We start from the raw sequence: 14,227 nt of genomic DNA on the forward strand, positions 1-14,227 counted from the left end.
TGCGCTCTTTCGGCGGGTGCGAGGTGCGCGTGGCGGGTGAGTGGGGTGCCGGACCCGGGGCGAGAGGGCGCGAAGTGCCGCCTCAGGCGTCGGGAGGGGGCGGTTTGCGCTCTCTCGGCGAGGGTGCGATGCGGGGCGCGGGGCGGCGCGGCACGCGCGGGGGCTAGGCGTGGAGGGTGGGGTTGAGGGTGATGCCGGTGCCGGTGCGGGCGACGGCCTCGACGGCGCCGGTGAGGGAGTTGCGGCGGAAGAGGAGGTTCGGCACACCGGAGAGCTCCAACGCCTTGACGATGCGGTTCTCGTCGTCGGAGCCCGATCCGTCGATGAGCACGATCTTGGTGCCCGCCGTGACGTAGAGCCCGGCCTCGACCACGGAGTCGTCGCCGATCGAGATGCCGATGCCCGCGTTCGCGCCGAGCAGCGACCGGCGCCCGATCGAGACGCGCTGCGTTCCGCCGCCCGAGAGCGTTCCCATGATGGAGGCCCCGCCACCGATGTCGGAGCCGTCTCCCACCACGACCCCCTGCGAGATGCGGCCCTCCACCATCGAGGCGCCCGTGGTGCCGGCATTGAAGTTCACGAAGCCCTCGTGCATGACCGTGGTGCCGGGCGCGAGATGCGCGCCGAGCCGCACGCGCGACGCATCGGCGATGCGCACCTTCGCGGGCGTGACGTAGTCGAGCAGCCGCGGGAACTTGTCGATGCCGTAGGCCTGGATGCCCGCCCGCTGCAGCGACGGACGCAGACGATCGAAGTCGTCAGGATGCACGGGGCCGGCGTTCGTGAACACCGCGATCGGGAGGTGAGCGAAGATGCCGTCGAGGTTGAGCCCGTTCGGCGCCACCAACAGGTGCGACAGCAGGTGCAGGCGCAGGTACGCGTCGGGGGTCGACGCGGGCGGCGCGGCGAGCTCGATGCCCACCGTGGTGACCTCGACCGTGACGGCCCGCCGCGCATCCGGTACCGCGTGAGCCTGCAGCTCCTCGGGAGCGACGGCGTCGGCGGGCAGCTCGCCGAGTGCGGGAGCCGGGTACCAGGTGTCGAGCACCGTGCCGTCGGCGGCGACGGTCTGCAGACCGTGACCCCAGGCGTGGGTGGCGGATGCTGTGGCGAGTTCGTCTGCGGGCATGACTCCAGCGTAGCGAGATGCGGCCCGCCTCTAGACTTGGGCAATGGCCTTCGACCCCGCGCATCCGGTTCTCGACCTGACCGAGAACTCCACGGTGCTCACCCAGCAGATCTGCGACGTCGAGTCGGTGTCGGGCGACGAGGCGCTGCTCGCCGACGCGATCGTCGCCGCGCTCGCCGAGCAGGCGCCGCATCTCGAGGTGTTCCGCGACGGCGACACCATCGTCGCCCGCACGAACCTCGGCCGCGAGCAGCGCGTGGTGATCGCCGGGCACATCGACACGGTGCCCCTCAACGCGAACCTGCCGACCCGGTACGAGACGCTCGACGGCGAGGAGTACCTCTGGGGTCGCGGCACCGTCGACATGAAGGCGGGGGTGGCGGTGCAGCTGAAGCTCGCCGCTGAGCTCACCGACCCCGTCGTCGACATCACCTGGATGTGGTACGACCACGAAGAGGTCTCGAACGAGCTCAACGGCCTCACCCGCCTCGCTGCGAACCGCCCCGACCTCTTCGCGGGTGACTTCGCCATCCTCGGCGAGCCGTCGAACTCGCAGATCGAGGGCGGCTGCAACGGCAACCTGCGCGCCGAGATCCGTGCTTACGGCCTGCGGGCTCACTCGGCCCGCAGCTGGGTGGGCGACAACGCCATCCACAAGGCGGCACCCATCCTCGACCGGCTCGCCGCCTACGAGCCGCGCCAGGTCGAGGTCGACGGGCTCGTGTACCGCGAGGGGCTGAACGCCGTGGGCGTCAGCGGGGGAGTCGCGGGCAACGTCATCCCCGACGAGGTGATGGTGCACGTGAACTACCGCTTCGCGCCGAGCCGCTCGGGCGAGGAGGCGGTGGCGCACATCGAGGAGCTGTTCGGCGACTACGAGGTGCGCATCGTCGACCTCGCCGTCGGCGCCCGCCCCGGCCTCGACGCCCCGCTCGCGCAGCGCTTCCTCGCCGCGGTGGGCGGCGAGGCGAAGCCCAAGTACGGGTGGACAGACGTCGCCCGCTTCTCGGCGATGGGCGTTCCCGCCGTGAACTACGGCCCGGGCGACCCGCTCAAGGCGCACGCCGACGACGAGCGGGTGCGGGTGAGCCAGATCGAGTCGTGCGAGGCGGGCCTGCGGGCCTGGCTCACCGGCGCCAGCTGAGCCCGCGGGCGAGCGCGAGGTGAGCGAGACGACTGCGTCGACGGATGCCGCCGCCCCCAACGGGCGACCGGGCCCCGCAGCCGGTCGCGGCCGGGTGACCGGGCCGGGTCGCGCATCCGCTCTGCTCAGCCGGGTACCGGGCTGGGCGCAGGTGCTCGTGGTGTTCGCGCTCTCGCGGGTGATCACGACGGTGATCGCCCTGCTCTTCGCCCGGGCGCAGGGCCCGAACGCCTGGACGGGTGCGAACCCGCCGTACCTCAGCTACGCCGCCATCTGGGACGGCAACTGGTACAAGATCATCTCGTTCTACGGCTACCCGTCTCAGCTGCCGGTCAACGCCGACGGGCACATCGGCGAGAACGCCTGGGCGTTCATGCCGGGGTACCCCTTCCTCGTCAGCGTGCTCCGCTGGGCGACCGGTTCGAGCTGGGAACTCATCGCGGTCGTGGTGTCGATCGCCTGCTCGCTCGGCGCGGCGCTGGTGTTCCACCGCCTCATGAAGCACGTGCTGCACGACGACGGGGCGGCGCTGTTCAGCGTGGTGCTGTTCTGCGTCGCACCGCTGTCGCCGCTGCTGCAGTTCGCCTACGCGGAGGCGATGGGCCTGCTGCTGCTCGTCACCGCGCTCTACCTCATGGTGACGAGGCGCTACGCCTGGGTGTTCCCGGTGGTGGTGGTGATGGCGCTCACGCGGCCGACCGGCCTCGCCTTCGCGCTGTTCGTCGGCCTGCACGTCGTGCACCGGTACCTCACGCGGCGCCGCGACCCGTTCCCGGTGAGGGAGCGCGTGACGACGGTGGCGCTCGCCGTGTTCAGCGGGCTCATGGGGCTCGCCTGGCCCGGCATCGCCTGGCTCGTCACGGGCGAGCTCACCGCCTACACCGACACCGAGCTCGCCTGGCGCGCGTCGTACATCGGCTACGGCGAGCTCGTGCCCTTCACGGCCTGGTTCCAGGGCGGCAACTGGTGGCTGGGGGCGCCGCTCGGCGCCGTCGTGGTGGTGCTCCTCATCGCGGGGTTCGCCGCGTTCCTGTTCACGCCCGTGGTGAAGCGGCTGGGCGTCGACCTGAGGCTGTGGCTCGCGAGCTACGCGCTCTACCTGCTCGCCGTGTTCTTCCCGCAGTCGAGCACGTTCCGGCTGCTGATGCCGCTGTTCCCGGCGCTCGGCGCGCTCGCCCTGCCGCGTTCGCCGGTGTACCGGGTGGCGCTCGTCGTCGTGTGCATCGCCGGGCAGGTGGGGTGGATGGCGATCGGCTGGGGGGTCGACGGCCGCGACTGGACACCGCCGTGACCGGTGCGTGAGTTTCGTCAGTTGTCGCGATTCGGCGATAATGGTAACCGACACCACGAAAGGGGAGCCGAATGGCCGCCATGAAACCCAGGACCGGAGACGGACCGATGGAGGCAGTGAAAGAAGGACGCCTCATCATCGTTCGGGTACCGCTGGAGGGCGGGGGTCGCCTCGTCGTCTCCGTCAACGACGCGGAGGCGAAGGAGCTGCACGACGCTCTCGCCGGCGTGGTCAATCCCGCGTAGCGCCCCTGGCGCACGGCGCTCAGGCGCCCTGCACGAGCGAAGGCCCCGCCCCGGTGCATCCGGTGGCGGGGCCTTCGCGTGGGCGGGGTGGCACGTGCTCGCGACGGGCGAGCGGATGCGTCAGCCGACGATCTTCGTCACCTGGAGCAGCCCGTCGCCGGCGGGTGACAGCGCCGTGAGCACGGCCTCCGAGGCGGCCAGCTCGGCGATGAGGGTGCGGAAGTCGGTGACGGTCTCACCGCGCTGCACCGGGTCGGCGACCTTGTCCTTCCAGAGGGCGTGCGGCACGAGCACGGTTCCGCCTCGGCGCACGAGTCGCAGGGCGTGCTCGACGTACTCGATGACGCTCGCTGCATCGGCGTCGACGAGCACCAGGTCGTAGGAGTTCTCGTTGAGGCGGGGGAGCACGTCGGCCGCCCGCCCGGTGATGAGACGGATGCGGTTGGCCGGCACCTTCGCGTCGAGCAGCGCCGCGCGCGCCACCTGCTGGTGCTCCAGCTCGGTGTCGATGGAGGTGATGGTGGCCTCGGGAGCGCCCCGCAGCATCCAGAGCGCCGAGACGCCGAGCCCGGTGCCGATCTCGACGATCGACTTCGCCGCGGTGGCGGCGGCGATCACCCCGAGCTGGCTGCCGATGGCGGGCGACACCGACTCGACGCCCACCTCGGCGGCGTGCGCGCGCGCCGCCACGATCTGCGGCGTCTCGGCGACGAGGTCGTCGGCGTACTTCCAGCTGGACTCTTTGCTTGACACGGTGCCCTCCGCTTGACAGCTTAGAGAACGGCCCAGGCTCCGCCGGGTCGCCACGCGCGGGGGCTGGTCGGTTGCGGAAGGTATAGTTTCAGCATGTTCGGGTTGACCTTCGAGAAGCTGCTGCTGATCGGGATCATCGCGGTCTTCGTGCTCGGCCCCGAACGTCTTCCCGGCTACGCGCAGAAGCTGGCGCAGTTCATCCGCAGCGCGCGCGACATGGCCAACGGTGCCAAGGCCCGCATGAAAGACGAGATGGGCGACGACTTCGACGACGTCGACTGGAAGAAGCTCGACCCGAGGCAGTACGACCCGCGCCGCATCATCCGCGAGGCACTGCTCGACGACACCCCGGCCACGCCGGCCGTGCGCCCGGTGACGAAGCCGGCGACGAGGCCGGAGCCCGCGTACCTCCAGCACAAGGCGAAGTCGGCCGGGGGGCCGACTGCGATCGGCACGACCGGCGAAGGCGCCGCGGGCGCGACCGGGGCCGGCGGGCCGACGGGCATCGCCGGGGCTGCCGCGGGCGCGGCAGCTGCTGCCGTGGCGGCTTCGGGAGCCGGCACCGAGGGCGACCCGGTCGCCGGAGACCCCGCCTTCCCGGGCGAGACCACCGGCGAGCACGCGCCTGCCCCCGCTCCCGCAGCCGCCTCGGCCTACGACTCCGAAGCGACCTGACACCGCTGACTCAGGTGTGCCGACGGATGCGCGACCTCATTCGGTGGCGAACCCGCACGATTCGGCGATGAAGTCGTAGACCTGCTGCGTGACCGCAGCGTCGGCGGCGAGATCGACGGTGCCGTCGGTGCCGTCGTCGAGCACGAGGTCGAGGGGCAGCACGGTGCCGCGCTTGTCCTCCGCGACGGCGTGGGGGTCGCAGCGGGCGGGAACCGCTTCCAGAGTCAGGGCGGAGGGCGGGTCGCCGGGCTCCACCTCGAGATCGAGCGGCCAGGAGCCGCCGTTGCGGGGCTGCAGGAGGATGCTGGGCCGCACCTCGGTGAGCTGCAGCACCGGGCCGCCGGCAGCTCCGGTGGGAGCGATGCGCAGCTCGAGGAGGGCTGTCGAGCCCGGGCCCGAGCCCTCCACCCGCAGCGCCGAGAAGCTCAGCGCCGCCGTCTCGGCGACCGCGTGCTGCAGGCAGTCCTCGCTCGCGATGCGGGACAACGCGCCGAAGGGGTCGCTCGGCTCGCCCCGAACGGTGCGTGCATCGCCCACACCGCTGTCGCTGCTGCCCCCGCTGCTGCCCCCGCTGCTGCCCTCGCTGTCGCCCCCGCCCCTGAGCTCGACAATCAACTCTGACGGGCCCTCGGGTGCGGGACACACGGCGGCCCCGAGCGCCACCGGCAGGTGGCGGGTGAGCCCGGGCGGCACCTCGACGGGCGCGCCACTCCAGTGGGCGGGGGTCGCGAAGTGCGGGCTCTCGAAGCTCGCCGCCGTCACCACGATGGGCTCGTCACCGGCGTTGGTGATCGAGACCTGGAGGCCGCGGGTCGCGTAGTCGGTGCGGCTCTGCAGGATCTCGAGGCCGACCCCGTCGACCACGGTGGGAGCGGACGTCGGCGCGGGCGTGGCCGCAACCGAGGGCGTCGCCGCGACTGCCGCCGTGGCCGACGTCGTGTCGCCCTCGGGGCCCGACATCGTGCATCCGCTCGTCGTGGCGGCCGCCGCCAGCACGAGACCTGCCATGCCGGCCCGCAAGCGCGCGGGTAGCCGCATCCACCTCGAACCCCGCGCCGCAGCTCCCGTGCCGCGCGCGGGTAGCCGGGCGCGGTCGCCGCTCATACCGGCGCGAGCCCCAGGCGGCGGCCGGCGAGATCACGGCCGCGGCGCGCCATGGTGTCGGCGACGGCGTCGATGGCGCGGGCGGCGGGGTCGTCGGGGTGAGCGAGCACAACGGGCGCCCCTGCGTCGCCCCCGGTGCGCAGCGAGACGCTGAGGGGCACCGAGGCGAGCAGTGGAACCTCCCGGCCGGCTCGCGAACTCAACCGTCTCGCCACCTCGGCACCGCCGCCCGACCCGAACAGCTCGACCGTCTGCCCGTCGGGTCCGGCGAAGCCCGCCATGTTCTCGATGACCCCGTAGACGCTCTGACCGGTCTGCATGGCGACGAGACCCGAGCGCTCGGCGACGTCGGCGGCGGCGGGCTGTGGGGTGGTGAGCACCACGACCTCGGCGTTCGGCAGCAGCTGCCCCACCGAGATCGCCACGTCGCCGGTGCCGGGCGGGAGGTCGAGCAGCAGCACGTCGAGGTCACCGAAGTACACGTCGGTGAGGAACTGGGCGATCGTGCGGTGCAGCATCGGCCCGCGCCACGCGACGGCGCCGCCGGTGGCAGATGCCTGCGACGGGTCGATGAACATGCCGATCGAGATGACTTTCACCCCGTGGGCGACGGGCGGAAGGATCATGTCGTCGAGCCGGGTCGGCCGCGCCGCCACCCCCGTGTCGTCGACGAGTCCCAGGATGCCCGGGATCGAGAACCCGTACACGTCGGCGTCGACGAGCCCCACCGACAGCCCGCGGCGGGCGAGCGCCACCGCGAGGTTCGCCGTCAGCGTCGACTTGCCCACCCCGCCCTTGCCGCTCGTGATGGCGTACACGCGGGTGAGCGTTCCGGGCCCGAACGGCATCTCGCGCCGCCCCGGCCCTCGCAGCCGCTCGGTGAGCGCCGCCCGCTCCTCGTTGGTCATCACCGTGACGTCGACCCGCACCGCGCTGACGCCCGGCACGCCGAGCGTCGCCTCGCGCACGTCGCGCTCGATCGTGGCGGCCGCCGGGCACCCCACGATGGTGAGCTTCAGCTCGACGTCGGCCACCCCGGAGTCGTCGACCGCCACCGCGCCCACCATGTCGAGCTCGGTGATGGGCCGCCTGATCTCGGGGTCGACGACGCGGGCGAGCGCCCCCCGCACGGCCTCGGGGAGACCGGATGCGGTGGCTGCGTTCACCGGCGCGGGTTCCGCTGCGTGGGCACCGAGCCGGTGGCCGGGCCGAGCAGGGAGGGGGAGGAGGGGGAGGCCGTGCGAGCATCCGTGTCGTCGCGATCGCGGTCGCGGTCGAGCTCGTCGAGCAGCGACCGCAGCTCGGCGCGGATGAACTCCTTGCTCGCCATGTCTTGCAGCGCGAGCCGCAACGCGACCACCTCGCGGGCGAGGTACTCCGTGTCGGCGAGGTTGCGCTCGGCCCGCTGCCGGTCTTGCTCGAACTGCACGCGGTCGCGGTCGTCCTGCCGGTTCTGGGCGAGCAGGATGAGCGGCGCGGCGTAGCTGGCCTGGAGCGAGAGGATGAGCGTGAGGGCCGTGAAGCCGATGGCCGCGGAGTCGAAGCGCCAGTTCTCGGGGCCGTAGGTGTTGAACAGCATCCACACCACGACGAAAAGCGTGAGCCCCACGAGGAACCACGGGGTGCCCATCGCCCGCGCGATCGCCTCCGTCACCCGCCCGAACCGGTCGCGGCTCGTCACGGGGCGCCGCGGGATGACCGTGGTGCGACGGCCCTTCGGTGCGTCGAGCGCCGAGCGCTGCCTGTTATCGCCCGATCGTGCCATGTCCGGTCCTCCTTCCGCGTGCAGGGGTGCGCGGCGCTCCGCTCAGCGCTCGCGAGGGGGTGCGATCCGACACCTCGTCGGTGTCGTCATCGCTGTCGTTACTTCGCCAGTCGTCGGGCAAGAGGTAGTCGAGGACGTCGTCAATGGTCACCACCCCGACCAGTCGGTGGTTGTCGTCGACGACCGGGACGGAGACCAGGTTGTAACTGGCCAGGATGCGCGCCACGACCGCCGCCGAGGTGCCGGCGGTGACGGGTTCGAGACCCTGGTCGAGGATGGTGCCGAGCCGTTCGTGCGGGGGGTACCGCAGCATCCGCTGGAAGTGCACCATGCCGAGGAAGCGCCCAGTGGGCGGCTCGAACGGGGGGAGGGTGATGCAGATGGCCGCGCCGAGGGCCGGGGCGAGCTCGTGCCGCCGGATGAGCGCGAGACCCTCCGCCACCGTCGCGTCGGCCGAGACGATGATGGGTTCGGTGGTCATGAGACCGCCGGCGGTGTCGGGGGCGTAGGCGAGGAGCATGCGCACGTCGTCGGCCTCCTCGGGCTGCATGAGCTCGAGCAGGTGCTCGCCGCGCTCGTCGGAGAGCAGGGCGATGAGGTCGGTGGCGTCGTCGGGCTGCATCTGGTCGAGCACGTCGGCGGCGCGGTCGTCGTCGAGCTTCGAGAGGATCTCGACCTGATCGACCTCCGGCATCTCCTCCAGGACGTCGGCCAGACGGTCGTCGGGCAGCTCTTCGGCCACCTCGAGCATGCGCGCCGGGGGGAGGTCGAGCAGGGTGTTGGCGAGGTCGGCGGGCTTCAGGTCGCTGAACGTGGCGATGAGCTGCTCGGCCGACTGCGCCTGCCCGGCTGAGGTGCGCTCCCGCACCTCGTCCCAGGCCGCGAACACCGTGGCTCCCTTGGCGAAGGGGGAGGGGCCGGTCTTCGGGCGGCGCACGAACAGCTGGGCGACCGACCATTCGCCGGGCCCGTGCTCCTCGATCGAGACATCTTCGATGGTCGCCTGGCCCGAGCCGTCGGCGAACACCACCTGCCGGCCGAACAGCTCGGCCACCACGCGCACCTCGCCGCCGCGCTGCTCGAAGCGGCGCACGTTGATGAGGCCGGTGGTGATGATCTGGCCGCTCGAGATGCTCGTCACCCGGCCGATCGACACGAACACCCGCCGGCGGCCGGGGATCTCGACGATGAGGCCGACGACACGCGGCGGGTCGTTCTTGCGGTAGACCACGAGCACGTCGCGCACCTTGCCCAGGCGGTCGCCGGAGGGGTCGAAGACGGTGCACCCCACCAATCGGGCGACGAAGACTCTGGTGGCACTCACGACTACTAACTTAGACCTTCGCCCTGCGCCTCCGGCCGGGAGCGCTCAGGCGCGCCGGAGGTGGCCGTGGGACAATGCCGGGGTGACCGATCCGCAGCCCTCAGCCCGCCGTCGCCAGCCGCGCGGAGCCGTCATCCCCTCGGGCGAGACGGTCGCCACCTTCGACAGCTACGCCGAGGCGCAGGCCGCGGTCGACCGGCTCGCGCGGGCGGAGTTCCCGGTGAAGGAGCTCTCGATCGTGGGCAGCGACCTCAAGAGCGTCGAGCGCGTCACGGGCAAGATGAGCTACGGTCGTGCGGCGCTCGCCGGTGCCCTCTCGGGGCTCTGGGTGGGCATCTTCTTCGGGTTGCTGCTCGTGCTGCTCTCGCCCACCAGCACCACACCGCTGTTCCTCGTCGCCGCCGCGCTCATCGGCGCGGGCTTCGGACTGTTCTTCAACATCGTCGTCTACAGCCTCGGCCGCCGGAGGCGCGACTACACCTCCGTGATGCAGGTGGTCGCGAGCTCCTACGCCGTCGTCGTCAGCGTGGAGCTCGCGAACCGGGCGCGGAACGTGCTCGACCGCTCGGAGGGCTAGAGGAGGTCGCCCGGCTCGCCCCGCGCGGGGCCTCCCGGTCGGCCCACGTCCGCTCGGCCTGCGGCTACGACACCTCGGGGTTCAGCCGGGCGTACCAGGCCTCGATGTCGTCGGCGGTGCGCGGGATGCCGATGGAGAGGTTCTCGGCGCCGTCGTCGGTGACCAGGATGTCGTCTTCGATGCGCACCCCGATGCCGCGCAGCTCCTCGGGCACGGTCAGGTCGTCGGGCTGGAAGTACAACCCCGGCTCGATGGTGAACACCATGCCGGGCTCGAGCACACCGTCGAGGTACATCTCGCGGCGGGCCTTCGCGCAGTCGTGGACGTCGATGCCGAGATGGTGGCTGGTGCCGTGCACCATGTAGCGGCGGTGCTGCTGGTTGTCGACCTCGAGCGCCTCCTCGGCGGTCACCGGCAGCAGGCCCCATTCGGCGGTGCGCCTGGCGATCACGGCCATCGCCGCCTGGTGGATCTCGCGGAACCGGATGCCGGGCCGCACGATGGCGAACGCCGCGTCGGCGGCCTCGCGCACGGTCTCATGCACGCGGCGCTGCACCTCGGTGAAGCGCCCGTTCACCGGGAGCGTGCGGGTGATGTCGGCGGTGTAGAGCGAGTCGAGCTCCACGCCGGCGTCGAGCAGGATGAGGTCGCCGGGCGTGACGGGCCCGTCGTTGCGGGTCCAGTGGAGGATGCAGGCGTGCGGCCCCGAGGCGGCGATCGTGTCGTAGCCGACCGCGTTGCCGTCCAGGCGCGCCCTCGTGTTGAACACGCCCTCGACGAGGCGCTCGCCGCGGGCGTGCTGCGAGCTGCGGGCGAAGTCGGCGATCACGTCGTCGAAGCCGCGCGCGGTCGCGGCGACCGCCTCGCGCATCTGCGCGATCTCGTAGGAGTCCTTCACCAGGCGCAGCTCGGAGAGCACGCGGGCGAGCTCCTCGTCGGCGGCGTCGCCGGCGCCGGCGGGAAGGGCCGGGTCGGCCTCGCGCAGCACGATCGTGCTCTCGTCGAAGTCGACGGCCTCGAACTCGGCGATGCCGCGCGTGGCGAGGGCGAGATCGCTCGCGACCTGGGCGAGCGAGGGGCGGGGGCCGATCCAGAACTCGCCGATCTCGGGGTTGGCGTAGAACTCGTCGGAGTCGCGGCCGGCCCGCTCGCGGAAATAGAGGGTGGCGTCGTGGCCGGCGGCGGAGGGCTCGAGCACCAGGAAGGTGCCCGGCTCGGCGTCGGAGGCCCACGCGGTGAGGTACGAGAAGGCGGAGTGCGCGCGGTAGGGGTAGTCGGTGTCGTTCGAGCGCTGCTTCGGGGCGCCCGAGGGGATGACGAGCCGCTTGCCGGGGAAGGCCTCCGAGAGGCGGCGCCGGCGCCGGGCGGCGAACCTCGCCTGCTCCCGCGCGGGCGGGAGGGTCTCGGTGCGCTCGGCCCAGCCGCTCGCGATGTAGTCGCGGAAGGCGTCGGAGCCCGGCGTCGTGGAGCGGTTGCTCGTGGCGCGGGGTTCTGGCGCGTCGGTGTCGACGTGCCCCGGGGTGGTGGGCGCGGCGGCGTCGGTCGCGGTCGTGTCGGTCGCGGTGGTGGGGACGGTCTCGGTGGTCTCGGCCATGCCTCCATTCTCCACCCCGGGTGCTGACGGTCGGGGCGAAGCGGCGGGATACGATGGGGGGATGTCTTCCGCTCGGCTGTTCAGGGAGCCGATCGACCTGCACACGCACAGCAGGGTCTCCGACGGCACCGAAGCGCCCGCCGAGCTGGTGCGGGCGGCGAAGGATGCGGGGCTCGGCACGGTCGCACTCACCGACCACGACTCCACGGCCGGGTGGGCCGAAGCCGTCGCCGAGGCGTCCCGAGTGGGCGTGACGTTCATCCCGGGCATGGAGCTCAGCACCCGCATCGGGTGGTCGAGCGTGCACCTGCTGGCCTACCTGTTCGACCCCGAGAACGTCGATCTGCTCGACGCGACGGCGCGCATCCGGGAGGCCAGGCTGCACCGGGCGGAGCAGATGGTGGAGCGCATCGCCCGCGACTACGACGTGAGCTGGGACGACGTGCTCGCCCAGACCGAGCCCGGGGCCACCGTAGGCCGCCCGCACATCGCCGACGCGCTCGTGGCACGCGGGCTCGCCGACGACCGCAGTGCGGCGTTCGCGGGCATCCTGCACTGGCGGGCCGGCTACTACCAGCCGCACGACGCGCCCGACCCGCTCGAGGCGGTGCGGCTCGTGGTGGCGGCCGGGGGAGTGCCCGTCATCGCGCATCCGGCGACGCGCAGCCGCGCCGACATCCAGCTCGACGAGGAGTTCGACGCGCTCGTCGACGCGGGGCTGTTCGGCCTCGAGCTCGACCACCGCGAGAACACCCCGGAGGGCAGGGTGCGGCTAGAGCGCCTGGTGAAGCGCTACGGGCTCGCCGTCACCGGCTCGAGCGACTACCACGGCGCAGGCAAACCCAACCGCCTCGGCGAGAACACCACCCGCCCCGAGGTTCTCGAGGCGATGATCGCCCGCGCCACCGGTACCACCCCCACCTACGCCTGAGGCGCGGGGGAGCGGCAGCGCGGGGAAGCGGCGGCGGCGCCGGGCGGCGGGTTACTCGGCCGCGGGGCGGGGGGAGCGGCGGCGGGTGCGGCTGCGGCGGCGCGGGGCGCTGTTGCCGTCGTGGTGCTCGGAGCCGGCGCCGGCCGAGGTCGACTCGGTGGCCGCCGCCGTGGCGGTGGCCGCGCCCGCACCCGCGGTGGTGTCGGATGCGGTGGTCGCGCCGCCCGCCGAGCCGCTGCGGCTCCTGGTGCGGTTGCGGTTGCGGCTGCGGGCGGGGCGGCCCTCGCCGGAGCCGGCCCCCGCATCTGTGCCGCCGTGCGGGCCCGCGGTGGCGCTGCGCGAGCCGCTGCGGCCGGCCGAACCCGAGCCCTCGGCCGACTTGGGGGCCGCCGAAGCCAGGCGGCCGCGAGTCCCCTCGGGGATGTCGAGGTCGGTGAACAGGTGCGGCGACGAGGAGTAGGTCTCGGTGGGCTCGGGCTGACCGAACTCGAGCGCGCGGTTGATGAGGGCCCACTTGTGCAGGTCGTCCCAGTCGACGAAGGTCACCGCGATGCCGGTCTTGCCGGCGCGGCCGGTGCGCCCGGCGCGGTGCAGGTAGGTCTTGTCGTCGTCGGGGATGGTGTGGTTGATGACGTGCGTCACGTCGTCGACGTCGATGCCGCGGGCCGCGACGTCGGTGGCGATCAAGATGTCTTTCTTGCCCGCCTTGAACGCGGCCATGGCGCGCTCGCGCTGCTCCTGGTTGAGGTCGCCGTGCACGGCGGCGGCGTTGAAGCCGCGGTCGTTGAGCTCCTCGACGAGCTTCGCAGCCGCACGCTTGGTGCGGGTGAAGATGACGGTCTTGCCGCGGCCCTTGGCCTGCAGGATGCGGGCGATGACCTCGTCTTTGTCGAGGTTGTGAGCTCGGTAGACGAGGTGCTTGATGTTCGCCTGGGTGAGCCCCTCATCCGGATCGCTCGCCCGGATGTGGATGGGCTTGTTCATGAAGCGACGCGCCAGCGCGACGATCGGGCCGGGCATGGTCGCCGAGAACAGCATGGTGTGGCGGTTCGCGGGGGTCTGCGCGAACAGCTTCTCGATGTCGGCGAGGAAGCCGAGGTCGAGCATCTTGTCGGCCTCGTCGAGCACCATCTCCTGCACGGCGCCGAGGTTCAGCAGGCGCTGCCCGGCGAGGTCGAGCAGGCGGCCCGGGGTACCGACCACGATCTGGGCGCCGGCCTTGATCTGCTCGATCTGGCCCTCGTAGGCCTTGCCGCCGTAGATCGACACGATCTTGGTGGGCCGGTTCGAGGCCGCGAGCTCGAGGTCTTCGGTGACCTGCACGCAGAGTTCGCGGGTGGGGACGACCACGAGCGCCTTGACGCCGGGTGCGGGGTCGGTGCCGAGACGCTGGATGAGTGGGAGGCCGAAGCCGAACGTCTTGCCGGTGCCGGTCTTGGCCTGGCCGATGATGTCCTGCCCGGAGAGGGCGAGGGGGATGGTCTGCTCCTGGATGGGGAAGGGCTCGAGGATGCCCTTCGACGCCAGGGCGTCGACCATGTCCTGGTCGATGGAGAGTTCGCTGAAAGTCACTGTCTGGAAACCTGTCTGGGGAAACCCGTTCGATGCGGTGCCGCCGTGGGGGAGAACGGCGCCCGGCCGCGGCTGCGAGATGCAGTGCACGGCGGCGGAGCGATGACCGGCGATGGCGCCGGA

At 72.1% G+C, this 14,227-nt stretch carries 13 protein-coding genes and 1 pseudogene; 6 read left to right on the forward strand and 8 right to left on the reverse strand.

What is annotated here, in order from left to right; all coding sequences use genetic code 11:
- Positions 1–163: 163 nt before the first annotated feature.
- Entirely contained in the window at positions 164–1,129 is a 966-nt protein-coding gene (gene dapD, locus ABFY20_RS07715) for a 2,3,4,5-tetrahydropyridine-2,6-dicarboxylate N-succinyltransferase (protein ID WP_368499354.1), read from the reverse strand.
- A gap of 43 nt (positions 1,130–1,172) precedes the next feature.
- Here dapD and dapE point away from each other — a divergent pair, with 43 nt between their 5' ends.
- From dapE to ABFY20_RS07730, 3 genes are all read left to right on the forward strand, one after another.
- A complete protein-coding gene (dapE, locus tag ABFY20_RS07720) occupies positions 1,173–2,273 on the forward strand; it encodes a succinyl-diaminopimelate desuccinylase (RefSeq protein WP_368499355.1) in 1,101 nt (366 codons plus the stop codon).
- 19 nt (positions 2,274–2,292) lie between these two features.
- Positions 2,293–3,564 carry a mannosyltransferase family protein gene (locus tag ABFY20_RS07725; RefSeq protein ID WP_368499356.1) on the forward strand — a complete coding sequence of 424 codons (1,272 nt, stop codon included), beginning with the start codon at positions 2,293–2,295 and terminating at the stop codon, positions 3,562–3,564.
- Positions 3,565–3,635: 71 nt separating this feature from the next.
- Positions 3,636–3,809, forward strand: a complete 174-nt coding sequence (locus tag ABFY20_RS07730) for a DUF3117 domain-containing protein (protein WP_022897336.1) — start codon at positions 3,636–3,638, stop codon at positions 3,807–3,809.
- Positions 3,810–3,929: 120 nt separating this feature from the next.
- Here ABFY20_RS07730 and ABFY20_RS07735 read toward each other — a convergent pair whose 3' ends face one another.
- The gene (locus ABFY20_RS07735; RefSeq protein ID WP_368499357.1) at positions 3,930–4,562 is read right to left on the reverse strand and encodes an O-methyltransferase; all 633 of its coding nucleotides are present in this window, start codon (positions 4,560–4,562) and stop codon (positions 3,930–3,932) included.
- A gap of 93 nt (positions 4,563–4,655) precedes the next feature.
- Here ABFY20_RS07735 and ABFY20_RS07740 point away from each other — a divergent pair.
- Positions 4,656–4,913 (forward strand): annotated as a pseudogene (locus ABFY20_RS07740) (Sec-independent protein translocase TatB); the annotation flags it as partial.
- A 360-nt stretch (positions 4,914–5,273) separates the two neighbouring features.
- Here the strand turns inward: ABFY20_RS07740 and ABFY20_RS07745 are convergent.
- The 4 genes from ABFY20_RS07745 to ABFY20_RS07760 form a co-directional block, all read right to left on the reverse strand.
- Positions 5,274–6,245, reverse strand: a complete 972-nt coding sequence (locus tag ABFY20_RS07745; protein ID WP_368499358.1) for a hypothetical protein — start codon at positions 6,243–6,245, stop codon at positions 5,274–5,276.
- A 92-nt stretch (positions 6,246–6,337) separates the two neighbouring features.
- On the reverse strand, positions 6,338–7,507 hold the full coding sequence (locus ABFY20_RS07750; RefSeq protein ID WP_368499359.1) for an Mrp/NBP35 family ATP-binding protein: 1,170 nt from the start codon (positions 7,505–7,507) through the stop codon (positions 6,338–6,340).
- Complete coding sequence (locus ABFY20_RS07755) at positions 7,504–8,106, reverse strand: DUF1003 domain-containing protein (protein ID WP_368499360.1); 603 nt, start codon at positions 8,104–8,106, stop codon at positions 7,504–7,506. The genes ABFY20_RS07750 and ABFY20_RS07755 overlap by 4 nt, the downstream gene beginning before the upstream one ends.
- Positions 8,087–9,430 (reverse strand): CBS domain-containing protein, encoded by a 1,344-nt coding sequence (locus ABFY20_RS07760; protein ID WP_368499361.1) that lies wholly within the window; start codon positions 9,428–9,430, stop codon positions 8,087–8,089. Before ABFY20_RS07760 ends, ABFY20_RS07755 begins: the two co-directional genes overlap by 20 nt.
- A gap of 82 nt (positions 9,431–9,512) precedes the next feature.
- Here ABFY20_RS07760 and ABFY20_RS07765 point away from each other — a divergent pair, with 82 nt between their 5' ends.
- The gene (locus ABFY20_RS07765) at positions 9,513–10,007 is read left to right on the forward strand and encodes a general stress protein (protein WP_368499362.1); all 495 of its coding nucleotides are present in this window, start codon (positions 9,513–9,515) and stop codon (positions 10,005–10,007) included.
- Positions 10,008–10,071: 64 nt separating this feature from the next.
- Here the strand turns inward: ABFY20_RS07765 and ABFY20_RS07770 are convergent, their stop codons facing one another.
- On the reverse strand, positions 10,072–11,601 hold the full coding sequence (locus tag ABFY20_RS07770; protein ID WP_368499363.1) for an aminopeptidase P family protein: 1,530 nt from the start codon (positions 11,599–11,601) through the stop codon (positions 10,072–10,074).
- A 61-nt stretch (positions 11,602–11,662) separates the two neighbouring features.
- Here ABFY20_RS07770 and ABFY20_RS07775 point away from each other — a divergent pair, with 61 nt between their 5' ends.
- Positions 11,663–12,532: a PHP domain-containing protein gene (locus tag ABFY20_RS07775; protein ID WP_368499364.1), complete on the forward strand. Its 870-nt coding sequence runs from the start codon at positions 11,663–11,665 to the stop codon at positions 12,530–12,532.
- A 51-nt stretch (positions 12,533–12,583) separates the two neighbouring features.
- Here ABFY20_RS07775 and ABFY20_RS07780 read toward each other — a convergent pair whose 3' ends face one another.
- Positions 12,584–14,104 (reverse strand): DEAD/DEAH box helicase, encoded by a 1,521-nt coding sequence (locus ABFY20_RS07780; protein ID WP_368499365.1) that lies wholly within the window; start codon positions 14,102–14,104, stop codon positions 12,584–12,586.
- Positions 14,105–14,227 lie beyond the last annotated feature (123 nt).

Source organism: Herbiconiux sp. A18JL235 (genome assembly GCF_040939305.1).
Taxonomy (GTDB): Bacteria; Actinomycetota; Actinomycetes; order Actinomycetales; family Microbacteriaceae; genus Herbiconiux.

Bases quoted from the DNA above. Each gene is read 5' to 3' on its own strand.
- ABFY20_RS07770 (WP_368499363.1), bottom strand. From the start codon at position 11,601: ATGGCCGAGACCACCGAGACCGTCCCCACCACCGCGACCGACACGACC.
- dapD (WP_368499354.1), bottom strand. From the start codon at position 1,129: ATGCCCGCAGACGAACTCGCCACAGCATCCGCCACCCACGCCTGGGGT.
- ABFY20_RS07730 (WP_022897336.1), top strand. From the start codon at position 3,636: ATGGCCGCCATGAAACCCAGGACCGGAGACGGACCGATGGAGGCAGTG.
- ABFY20_RS07775 (WP_368499364.1), top strand. From the start codon at position 11,663: ATGTCTTCCGCTCGGCTGTTCAGGGAGCCGATCGACCTGCACACGCAC.
- ABFY20_RS07755 (WP_368499360.1), bottom strand. From the start codon at position 8,106: ATGGCACGATCGGGCGATAACAGGCAGCGCTCGGCGCTCGACGCACCG.
- ABFY20_RS07745 (WP_368499358.1), bottom strand. From the start codon at position 6,245: ATGGCAGGTCTCGTGCTGGCGGCGGCCGCCACGACGAGCGGATGCACG.
- dapE (WP_368499355.1), top strand. From the start codon at position 1,173: ATGGCCTTCGACCCCGCGCATCCGGTTCTCGACCTGACCGAGAACTCC.